Genomic DNA, 11,360 nt, shown 5'->3' with positions numbered 1-11,360 from the left:
ATCGCCGGAGAGATAAAAAAAGTTTGTATCAAATGTTATTGAAAATGAGTTAACTAAAAATTAATTGATTTTTATTTTATCTCGAGTGTTGCTTTTTAGAAATCAAACCTGCACCTTTGCACCACGTTTTCGGAACAGGGAAACGAAAAGTGAAAGAAAGTAGTTGAAAAACGCACGAAGTAGGAGACCAGTCGGCCCATTCGTCTAGCGGTTAGGACACGACCCTTTCACGGTTGAAACAGGGGTTCGATTCCCCTATGGGTCACAAAACCGTGCGAAAAAGCACTTTCAATCATTCAAAAAACCGCTCAGATTTTGAGCGGTTTTTTTGTTTATTTCCCAATCTTTTCGATGTTCAAGAAGCGCTCATATTACTTGGGTGATCAAACTAGTTTACAAATTGGTAGAGCTAGTTCTATCTTATCCTCAGCCACTTGCAGATCTTGCAATATCCTCACTGATATTTTTCTCAACAATTGTGTGGTGTTTTTGTCATAAAAATTGCGTCTGCTAATCTATTAAGGCCAATTTTTATGACTACACGCTTTTCAGACCAGATGAACCAACGTTTTTATGAGCAATATTATTCTACAAGTATAAAATATTTTCTAAGTCTTTGTAGTATATTTGGAACGAGCGAAAGGATTGATTTTCAAATTGTATGACAAATCGATTACTTCGTTCGCATCGCCCACAAATTTTTTACGCTCTATGAAATTTTTACTGAAAGTTGTTTTTGCGGGAGGAGTGATAAGCTCAGTGGTAGCGGCTCCTAACAACGCAGCTGGAAGCATGGGATTGCCTGCGGACAGTGTAAACGTGGAAAGCAGTATTGCAAGTGACCTGAACGGCTCTTACGAGATCAGGAATCCCTATGCAGAGTCTGCGGACGAATCTTTTATTATTGCGGCCAAAACGGCTGCACCTTTGGCTACGAGGGTTTCCTGCGGTGGCAGGATATGGACACATGGCGAACTTCTTGGTAGAACAAGCGACGACCAGCCAGTGTACACACGCATTACGGAGAACCGGATTTACCTCAACTGGAATGGTCGGGTTGCCGATAACATTTTTATTCTTTTTAACCTGAAGGAAAACACTTTTCCAAACAATCCTTCCAACGACGCGCTGATCAGCACCTGCGTGAACTCGGTCGACCCGAGTACTGCACCGGTTAATATGTTGGGTACGAACGGAAGCGGTCAAATCACCTGTAATGGCGTGGCTATGCCGGATGGTAACAGGCTGGGTGTTTTTGTAGGAAGTCAGGGGAATACTTACCAGTTTATCAAATATGTGAACGGTTTCCTGCGCGTAATGATCAAGCAGGGAGAGAACGACACACGTAATGATAACTATTACATGGGTCTGCTTGGTGAAACGATCGAGGGAAGAAACGGAAGCTACCTGGATCCGCAATGGAGAGGTGTATTGACGACCACCATGGCGAATAGCTGTTTCTGGCCGGCAGTGCCGAAGCCTGCAACACCGCTAGCCGACAATAACTGCGCATCCGGCCCGGCCATCAGCAATGTTACCAACATCAGCCAGACTGCCCTTACCGTATCTTTCACAGGTTCTGGCGTAAGCAGCCTGAAATGGCGTATCACGTCGGGTGGAACACAGGTAAGATCGGGAACTACGAACGATTTTGGCAGCGCTACTTCGACTAATTTGGCGTACAACTCGCTGGCTCCCGGCAATTACACTTTGGAAATTGAAGGGAACAATTGTGCCTCGGCAGTAAGCAGCCGTGCATTCACGATCAACCCGCCTGTGGTAACTACTCCTGACTGCCAGAACGGACCCTCGGTAACCAGTATCGCCTCCATCACGCCTAGCAGCGCGACCATTAACTTCGGCGGAACCAACCTGCATGTATTTTCATGGAGAATCCTGGACGGCGGCACCAATGCAGTGGCAAGCGGCAAAACCGGTACGCTTACTTCCAACACGACCAACCTGACATTCAACTATCTGCAAAACGGCACTTACACTTTCGAGCTGAAAGCAGAGGATTGCAAAGCGACCAACGTAGCAACAAAGAGTTTCAGTGTTTCAGCGACTGACACCCGCACAGCGTGTTCACGCGGGCCAAGTTTGGAGTCGATCCTATCCTCAGGAGAAACAGCTCTTTCGTTCCGTTTCGACGGCGACAATGTGTTTGCTATTGACTGGAAGATCAAAAAAGATGGTGCCGTGGTCCGTCAGAACCGCGTAGCGCCTCAGAGCAACAGTCCTTCTATTGGTTATAATACGCTCGCGACCGGTGTATACACGCTTGAAATCCAGGGTGGGAACTGCAAATCGACACCGACGGCCACCGCATTTGGGGTGAACGTTCCGCTACCTATCTACATCTCTAATTTCCAGGGAAAAGCTGTTGAAAAAGGTGTAGAACTGACCTGGAACGTTGTTGCCGAAGAGGATGGAAAAGAATTTGAAATATTGCGTTTCGACGACCGCATGCAGGATGAGACCGTTCTTGGAAAAGTTTCTCTGACCGACCAGCGCGTAGGCAAATACAGCTTCCTGGACGAAAAACCATTGCTCGGTATTAACTACTACCAGTTGAAACAGATCGACATCGATGGTACTTACACTAAGAGCAAGGTCGTGGCGATAAATCCGGGCATTATCCTGGGAACTGTCATCGCGCCGAACCCTGCTGATGATTTCGTGAACGTTCAATTCTCGTCACGGACTGCCGGAACTTCGGATGTAACGATCTACAACTTGGCCGGACAGCCTGTTGGCAGCTCAACGATCCGTATTTCAGAGGGCAAGAACAACCACCGCATTAACGTGAAGAAACTGAGCGGAGGACATTATTTTATGAAGATCAATCACGACGGCGAAGCGACGAAGTTGCGCTTTATCAAGGGTGAATGATGAGTGAAATCCACTGATCGATGAATAATGCAAACAGCCGGGCTTTGAGTCCGGCTGTTTGCATTTAAACGCTGCTGGCAAAGATCCTAAATAGGCAAAGGGATGATCCCGGCAATCCTTTCAAGCCCCAATGTCACACGCTCTATGCGGTCGACATTCCCCCGCCTCGGGTCGGAATATGCCTGCGCCACCGAGCGCATATACGCCTCTCCCATGCGGGTATCAAAAAACGGGTCATGCTGCGCCAGACTTTCGCGCCATTTCGGCCCGACCATTCCTTTCGCTTTCGAAAACCGCAGCAACAGTCGCTGCTTGATCGGCACCAAAGCCCGATCGGTCAAACTTGTTTCGATGTGCATAATGTGTAATTTGCGGTTAACAGATTGTGTTCTATCAAATTTAATTCATTTTAAATTAATATCAATTCAAAATGAATTAAAACTTGTGACTCTATTTTAATAATGTTTGATTATCAAAGAGTTCGAAGACTTCGTGAGCATTTGCAACTTAGTGAAACCCAGTTCGCTAAGAAGATAGGTGTTGCTCAAAGTACCTATCATAGATTTGAAAAGGGCGCGGCAAGTTTGACGGCCGAATCAATTAGTGAGATCATCACCCTATTCGATGTCGATCCCTTTTGGCTGCTGGTCGGACGCGGCGGCAATGATCCTGAGTTTATCAATCATGCTGAGCTGATCACAGTCAGCAAAAACGAATACATCGATTTGCAGCGAAAGGCGTTGCAAAATCAGGACGAGCGGATAGCGGAGTTAGAGAGGGAGTTGGGGAAGAGGTAAAAACTGAACTTGATACTTGTATAAAGGTCGCAATTTTGCGACCTTTATTTTTATACACACTATATTAAGATGAATGCAAAGGAGTTGATAAAGCTACTTGAACAGAATGGCTGGTATGAAGCAAGGTGCCGTGGTAGTCACCGAATCTTCAAGCATCCGGAAACGCCGCACGCGATTCCCGTGGCATTTCATGGAAGTAAGGATATCCCGCCCGGGACGTTGAACAAAATTTTAAAAGCAGCCGGTTTAAAATAGAATTGTATGAAACTGACTATAATTATCGAAAAAAGCGAGGGAGAGCTTTGGGGCCGGATCGAGAATGTACCGGATTACCTGCCTGTGACATCGGGGACAACTATCGAAGAAATCGAGCAAAATCTTCGTGAATTGCTTGCCGATTATATTGAAAATGAAGGCAACGCTTACAGTGAATGGAGATCGATAAAGGTTTCCGACATTCAGTTTGACCATGTGTATGATTTGAGTGCATTCTTTGAAGTTTTCGACGATGTAAAAGTCGCTGGGATCGCACGCCGTGCCGGCATTAATCCTTCGTTAGTGCGGCATTATGTGGCAGGTTCTAAATACCCCTCGCCACAGCAAGCCAAGCGTCTCGAATCGGCGATCCATGAACTGGGAGACAAATTGAGAGAGGTTATCTTGGCTTAGTAGCCGATTTACTATGATAAAGAAAGGAATGCGCCCGAGGGATCGCGATGAAATCACATACTTCGGCATTGCCAAACATTACTTTTACCCCTCAGGCTGCAACCGTGCCTCCTTCCACCATTGCGTAAATACCTGATCCCCTTTCAATTCCACCTTCTGGCCGATTAGTGGCGTTACGAGCGGCATGTTCTGCTTTTGCGCTTCGGCGCTTGCGCGGAGGATGGGCTCGTTCCAGTCGTGGATGGAGAGGGCGAATTTGGCCCAATGGACGGGCATTAATTTCCTGGCGCCGAGATCGCGGGCCGCTGTTACCGTTTCTTCGGGCATCATGTGGATGTATTTCCAGGCTTCGTTGTACTGCCCGCATTCGAGCAATGCGAGGTCGAATGGCCCGAATTGAGCGCCGATCTTTTTGAAATGGTTGTCATACCCCGAATCGCCGCCGATGAATATCTTCATAGTGGGTGTTTGCAAAACGAATGACACCCACAAAGCCCGGTTGCGGCTGAAATCGCGGCCTGAAAAATGCCTGCCAGGTGTAATATCCACTTTGAAACCGTCGCCAAGGTCGGCACTTTCGTTCCAGTCTTTTTCGATGATATGGGTCAGGTCGTACCCCCAATACTCAAAATGCTCGCCGGTACCGAGGCCGGTTATTACTTTTTTGACCTTGCTTTTGAGTTTCAGGATCGTCTCATAGTCGAGGTGGTCCCAGTGGTCGTGAGAAATGAAAAGGTAATCAATAGCCGGGAAATCTTCGACATTGTAAACGTCGGTACCCTTGAAGCTCGGCGTGGTGAATTTGAGAGGCGACGCGCTCCCGCTGAAAACCGGGTCGACGAGCATCGTTTTACCGTCGATTTGCATAAAGTACGACGAATGCCCGAACCATACCAGCACGTTTTCCTCCGGTTTCAAATGCAGCAGATCCGTTTTTTGAGAGGGGATCAATGCCCCCGGAACATTGTATTTGCTTTTACCGAAAAAAAACTTCGTGATTACCTTCAGATAACTGTTACCCTCAGCGAGATCGGGGGTGAAGCTCTCGTTTTGAAACTGCCCGTCACGATAATGTGGTGATTTTTTAATCCTTTCGAGCCGTGCACCTGATGGATGTTTTCCAAATAAAGGCTGCTGCATGAATGCAACCGTGGCGAGGACTATTAATGCCAGAAAAATGAAGAATATCATGAAGGAATATTTAATGACCCGTTTACGTATAGTATGTGGAGGAGTTGTGAAAGTTTAAACTGGACGAATGTACGGTTTCTTACGTATTTTTGAATTTACTAATCCAAACAAAACCAACCAGTCATGAAAAGAAATGTATTGCTGTATTTGTTGTTCCTCTTGTCATGGGCGGCTGTCGCCCAGAATTCGGCCCCGGATACGAGTTGGATCAAGACTAACTACACCAAGACAGAGCAATACATTACCATGCGTGACGGCGTGAAGCTCTTCACCGCCATTTACACGCCCAAAGACGATTCACAGACCTACCCGATCATCATGCAGCGCACGCCCTATTCCGTGCGGCCCTACGGTGAAAGTAACTACCGGCGCAGTCTCGGGCCTAATGCGTACCTAATGCGGGAGAAATACATTTTTGTGTATCAGGATGCCCGCGGCCGCTATAAAAGCGAAGGGAATTTCCGCGAAATGACGCCCGCGATCGAAAACAAGAAGAGCAATAACGATGTGGACGAGTCGAGCGATACCTATGATACCGTTGAATGGCTTTTGAAAAACACTAAAAACAATGGCAAGGTAGGCCAATGGGGCATTTCGTTTCCCGGTTACTATTCGTCCGCCGGCCTGCCGGATGCGCACCCGGCCATGGCCGCCGTTTCCCCGCAAGCACCAATGTCCGACGAGTTTATCGGTGACGATTGCTACCACAATGGCGCTTTCTTTTTAATGGATAACTTCGGTTTTTACAGTGGTTTTGATGGCCCTAAAACCAAGGATGGCACGGGTTACCTAAGCCATTTTAATGCAGAGTATAACGATGCTTACAAATATTTCCTCGATTTCGGTCCGCTGAAAAAGACGAATGCCGCTCCCTATTTCGCTGATCCGAATTCGATTTGGCGGCAGACGACGGCGCATCCGGTGTACGATGAATTCTGGCAGTCACGAAATATCAAAAAGCATTTAAAAAACATCAAACCGGCGGTGCTGGTAGTAGGAGGGTGGTTTGATGCAGAGGATTTGTACGGCGCATTGAAAACTTATGCGGCCATCGAAAAGCAAAGCCCGGGCAACAACAACCGCCTCGTAATGGGGCCGTGGACGCACGGCGGCTGGGCCGCGCCCTCGTGGAGGGGTTTTGCGCAATATCAGTTTGGGACTGACGTGAACAAATATTACCAGGAAGAGATTGAGACAAAGTTTTTCAATTTCTATCTCAAAGGAAAAGGCACATTTGAGCAGTCGGAGGTTACCGTTTTTGAAACTGGTTCAAATCAGTGGAAGTATTACCAGCAATGGCCGCCTGTTAATAGCCAGCCTACGACTTATTATTTTACTAAAAACGGAGGAATGGATGTTGAAAGACAGCTGTCGGAACCGGGTTCAACCACATACGAAAGCGACCCGGCCAAACCCGTGCCATACACGAATGTAATCAGCGGCCACCGCAACAACGAGTACATGGCCGAAGACCAGCGTTTTGCATCCCGGCGCCCCGATGTGGTGAGTTTTCAGACGGATACGCTGACCGAGGATTTGACATTAACGGGAGAAATAGTGGCCCATCTGATGGTTTCGATGACCGGCTCCGATGCCGATTTTATCGTAAAGGTGATTGACGTCTGGCCAGCCGGATCGACGGTGCCCGCGGTGCAGGAAGGCGGAAAACCCGTGATCATGGACGATTACCAGCAAATGGTGCGCGCGGAAGTCCTGCGAGGTAAATTCAGGAACAGTTTTTCAAAGCCGGAGCCATTTGTAAAAGGCAAGATCGAAAAAGTAACTGTGAAACTGAATGAGGTAGCGCATACATTCAAAAAAGGCCACCGTGTGATGGTGCAGGTACAAAGCAGCTGGTTTCCGCTGGTCGATCGGAACCCTCAGAAATTCATGAATATTTTCGAAGCGTCGGAATCGGATTTTCAGAAGTCGGAGATTACGATCCATCACAACGCCAGGAATCCCAGCAGCATTACTTTGCCGGTAATGCGCTGATAACAAGGCAATGCCCTTTTAATCCTAAATCCCTTAATCCTAAATCCAATGAAAAATGTATTCCGGAAAATTCCGGTTTGTTGCGTCGTGTTGTGGCTTGTTGCCGGCACCGCCTGGGCGCAGGTAAAGCCGAAATTCCACGTTTTGGCGATGGCCGAGCCCGGTGGGCATCACATCGCCTATTCCAAAGCAGCCCGGCTGTGGTTGGATTCTCTGGCTGCCGATGCGCATTTCAGTATCGATTATATTGACAAAACGGATCCGGTTAACGAGGTTTTTTTATCTGAATATCAGCTCATTATCCAGATCGACTATGTACCCTATGCCTGGAAACCTGAGGCCGCTGCCGCATTTGAAAAGTATATCGATGAAGGCAAAGGCGGCTGGATTGGGTTTCATCATGCGACCTTGTTGGGTGAATTCGACGGTTATAAAATATGGCCCTGGTTTGCGGAATTCATGGGCGGTATCCGTTACAAGAACTACATAAGTGACTTTGCCGCCGCGACGGTGAAGGTAGAAAACGGCAAACATCCGATTATGAAGGGCGTACCTGCGTCGTTTCCGGTTCAGAAAGAGGAATGGTATATCTACGACAAAAGCCCTCGCCCAAATGTGGATGTGATCGCGAGCGTGGACGAATCGACTTATACGCCCGATTCGAAGATCAAAATGGGAGACCATCCGGTCATTTGGTCGAATCCTGAAAAGAAGGCCAAGAATGTCTACATTTTTATGGGACATTCGCCGGTGCTGTTCGAAAGCGACGTTTATAAAACGATTTTCAAAAACGCGATCCTCTGGGCTGCCCAAAAATAACCGGATATGCTGAAAAGAATTTTAATGCTTGCGCTGATCGTTTCGGTGCAGCATATTGGCTTTGCGCAAAAGAAAAAGCCGAAGGTTGCCCCAACTCCTGAAAGCAAGTCGTTCTACCAGGCGCGGCTGAACGATGATGACGCCACCTATTTTACCCCTGAAACCTTCAAAATCAGCAATGACGGCAAAACCGACGTTTCCGACGAGCTGCAACGGGCTATCAATGAGGTGAAAACCAATTTCAATTTTGGGGTCGTGTTCATTCCGGAGGGAACTTACAAGATTAGCAAGACAATATATATTCCCACGGCAGTCCGGGTGATCGGCTATGGCAAAAGGCGGCCGCTGATTATCCTGGCCGACAATGCACCTGGTTTTCAGGAGCAATATCCCCAGGACAAGGGTAATGCCAAATATATGTTCTGGTTCACGTCGGCTATTCCAAAAGAAGGGCAACCGATCCCCGATGCCGGCGCGAGCACGTTTTATAGTGCGATGTCGAATGTGGATTTGCGGATAGGATCGGGTAATCCGTCGGCGGTGGCATTGCGGACGCATTTCGCGCAGCATAGTTTTATTTCACACGTCGATATTCATGCCGGTACTGGCAAAGCTGGAATGTTCGATGTGGGTAACGAAATGGAGGATGTGCGGTTCTATGGCGGCGACTATGGTATTTACACCTTCAAGCCATCGCCGGGCTGGCAGTTTATGATGGTCGATACTTATTTCGAAGGACAGCGCAAAGCAGCGATCCGCTCGCAGGAATCGGGGCTGACGATCGTGCGGATGACGGTAAAGAATGTGCCGACTGTAATCGAGACCAATCCGTATTTCTACGAAAAACTGTTCATGGAGGACAGTCGTCTGGAAAACATAAGCGGGCCGGCGTTCGTGATCAGCAATGAAAACAACGCGTATACCCAGATAAGTTTGCGCAATATCGATTGCAAAAAAGTACCTGTCCTGGTGGGTTTCCGAACAAGCGGGAGGCAGATTGCCGGGCCAGGTGAGCTATACAAAATAAAGGCATTGAACCACGGCCTTCAAATGACGGCAATCGATTCAAAACCGGTTCAAACCACAACGCAGGACATCGAAGTGCTTAAAACAGAGCCTGTACCGGTTCAAAAGGATATTCCGGTGTTCCCGGACATCAGCCTTTGGAGAAATCTTAAAGCACTTGGCGCGAAAGGCGATGGGCTAACCGACGATACGAAGGCCATTCAGGCAGCTATCGATCAGTACGACGTGATATACGTGCCGCAAAGCTGGTACCGCATTACCGAAACCCTAAAATTGAAGCAGAAAACGGTTCTGATCGGCCTTAACCCGGTTTCAACCCAATTTATCTTGCAGGACAATACAGAAGCATTCGGAAGTTTCGGGCCACCGAAGCCGATGGTGGAGTCATCGGAGGGAGGAAGCAATATTCTGACGGGCATCGGCATTTCGACGGCAGCCAGCAATTCTCGGGCGGTAGGTTTGAAATGGATGGCGGGAGCCGGCTCGTACGTGAATGATGTGAAGTTCCTGGGCGGTCATGGTAACATCTCTCGTAAAAGGCCAGGACAGGAGGCTTCGAATAACTCCTCGCACGTGGGCAACGAGCAACATTGGGACACGCAATATTGGAGCCTTTGGATAACCAATAATGGTGGTGGCACATTTAAAAACATCTGGACTGCGAATACCTTCGCATCCGCAGGCGCGTACGTGTCTAATACGATTACGCCGGGGCGTATCTACGCGATGTCGGTAGAGCACCATGTACGGAATGAAGTTCGGTTCAAAAATGTGTCCAACTGGAAGGTCTATGCATTGCAGCTGGAAGAGGAGAGCAAGGAAAGTTCGAATTGCCAGCCGCTAGAAATCGAATCGTGCGATAATATACTTTTTGCAAACTTATATATGTTCCGGGTGATCCGCGTCAGTACGCCCTACCCGCATTCGATCCGCTCGTGGAACAACCGCAGGCTGGAATTTCTGAATGTGCATAATTACAGCCAGACCAAGTATCCGTCGACGGTTCCGTTGTACGACGTGAATTCGGGCATTGAAGTGCGGCCGTGGGAGTTTAACCGGTTGGTAATTGACACGCCCAAACCGCGTCCGATTGATTTACAGGTAGGAAGAGTGGTACAAATAGCCAAAGGCTTCGAATTTGCGGACGGTATTTGCCACGACAGCAAAGGCAACGTTTATTTCAGCGAATCGCGGGCACGGAGAATTTATAAATGGTCGGCGACGGCGAATGCATTAAGCCTCGTGGCTGACTTTCCGTGGGAGCCGCTTTCGCTGGGCGTTGATACGAAGGATAATCTCTTAGTTGTATTCAAATATGCTCCAAAACAAGGTTACCTCATTAACGGAAAACCTGAAACCTTCACCAATCCGCCGGATGCTGCCGGGACCTCTTTCAGCGGCTGGGGAAACAGCGGTTTTGGCACATTCGTGTATGCGATGAACCCCGAGCACCCGGAAGAAACCATGCATTTGCTCAAAAAAGTGCCTTTGAACAACGTAAAAAGCATCGCGAAGACGCTAGATCCTTCAAACCGCCGCCGCGACTCCGGTGATTTTTTGAGCGTGAGTACCAATAAGTTTAGCGAGTGCTGGCTTGCCCCTGATGGCGTGACGATTGTGCCGGTAGTTTACGACCTCGCGCGTTCGAATGCATTGCTGGAAGGTTACCCGGGGAAGGTACTGTATGGCACCGACGAGTATTTGAAAAGGACTGTCCGGTTCAACGTCGGGCCGGAAGGACATTTGTCGGAGCCGCAACTATTTGCCGAAAAAGGTGAATTCAGCTCGGCAGTGGATAGCAAGGGGAACGTGTATATTGCTGATGGGCAGGTTTATGTGTTTGATTCTACCGGCAAGGAAATCAATATAATCGAAACGCCGGAGCGACCTTCGACCATCACCGTATCCGGTGACACGCTTTTTATTACTAGCCGGAATGCATTGTATGTTGTAAAACTGAAATAGATGAAA

The 11,360-nt window shown here is 48.2% G+C and carries 9 protein-coding genes and 1 tRNA gene; 8 read left to right on the top strand and 2 right to left on the bottom strand.

The features are described 5' to 3' along the window. Positions 1-193 precede the first annotated feature (193 nt). A tRNA-Glu gene (locus IEY24_RS22285) sits at positions 194-265 on the top strand. Between the two features lie 446 nt (positions 266-711). Further along, positions 712-2,892 (top strand): T9SS type A sorting domain-containing protein, encoded by a 2,181-nt coding sequence (locus tag IEY24_RS22280; protein WP_188936170.1) that lies wholly within the window; start codon positions 712-714, stop codon positions 2,890-2,892. Positions 2,893-2,978: 86 nt separating this feature from the next. Here the strand turns inward: IEY24_RS22280 and IEY24_RS22275 are convergent, their stop codons facing one another. Beyond that, on the bottom strand, positions 2,979-3,251 hold the full coding sequence (locus IEY24_RS22275) for a hypothetical protein (RefSeq protein WP_188936168.1): 273 nt from the start codon (positions 3,249-3,251) through the stop codon (positions 2,979-2,981). A 102-nt stretch (positions 3,252-3,353) separates the two neighbouring features. Here IEY24_RS22275 and IEY24_RS22270 point away from each other — a divergent pair, with 102 nt between their 5' ends. From IEY24_RS22270 to IEY24_RS22260, 3 genes are all read left to right on the top strand, one after another. Then, positions 3,354-3,689: a helix-turn-helix domain-containing protein gene (locus IEY24_RS22270; protein ID WP_188936166.1), complete on the top strand. Its 336-nt coding sequence runs from the start codon at positions 3,354-3,356 to the stop codon at positions 3,687-3,689. A gap of 69 nt (positions 3,690-3,758) precedes the next feature. Beyond that, positions 3,759-3,944 (top strand): type II toxin-antitoxin system HicA family toxin, encoded by a 186-nt coding sequence (locus tag IEY24_RS22265; RefSeq protein WP_188936164.1) that lies wholly within the window; start codon positions 3,759-3,761, stop codon positions 3,942-3,944. 6 nt (positions 3,945-3,950) lie between these two features. Further along, positions 3,951-4,358 (top strand): type II toxin-antitoxin system HicB family antitoxin, encoded by a 408-nt coding sequence (locus IEY24_RS22260; protein WP_188936162.1) that lies wholly within the window; start codon positions 3,951-3,953, stop codon positions 4,356-4,358. 84 nt (positions 4,359-4,442) lie between these two features. Here the strand turns inward: IEY24_RS22260 and IEY24_RS22255 are convergent, their stop codons facing one another. Continuing rightward, complete coding sequence (locus tag IEY24_RS22255; RefSeq protein WP_188936160.1) at positions 4,443-5,549, bottom strand: MBL fold metallo-hydrolase; 1,107 nt, start codon at positions 5,547-5,549, stop codon at positions 4,443-4,445. A gap of 123 nt (positions 5,550-5,672) precedes the next feature. On the opposite strand from IEY24_RS22255, the gene IEY24_RS22250 reads away from it, so the two are divergent. Genes IEY24_RS22250 through IEY24_RS22240 form a run of 3 tightly spaced genes read left to right on the top strand, consistent with a single transcriptional unit; the run spans position 5,673 to position 11,354 of the window. Continuing rightward, positions 5,673-7,544 carry a CocE/NonD family hydrolase gene (locus IEY24_RS22250; RefSeq protein ID WP_188936157.1) on the top strand — a complete coding sequence of 624 codons (1,872 nt, stop codon included), beginning with the start codon at positions 5,673-5,675 and terminating at the stop codon, positions 7,542-7,544. A gap of 48 nt (positions 7,545-7,592) precedes the next feature. Continuing rightward, entirely contained in the window at positions 7,593-8,363 is a 771-nt protein-coding gene (locus IEY24_RS22245; RefSeq protein ID WP_188936154.1) for a ThuA domain-containing protein, read from the top strand. A 6-nt stretch (positions 8,364-8,369) separates the two neighbouring features. Continuing rightward, the gene (locus IEY24_RS22240; RefSeq protein WP_188936152.1) at positions 8,370-11,354 is read left to right on the top strand and encodes a glycosyl hydrolase family 28-related protein; all 2,985 of its coding nucleotides are present in this window, start codon (positions 8,370-8,372) and stop codon (positions 11,352-11,354) included. Positions 11,355-11,360: the final 6 nt, after the last annotated feature.

The sequence above is a fragment of the Dyadobacter endophyticus genome (assembly GCF_014641595.1).
Taxonomy (GTDB): Bacteria; Bacteroidota; Bacteroidia; order Cytophagales; family Spirosomataceae; genus Dyadobacter; species Dyadobacter endophyticus.
Note: the sequence above shows the minus strand (reverse complement) of the source record. Positions and strands in the feature narration are given on the sequence as shown.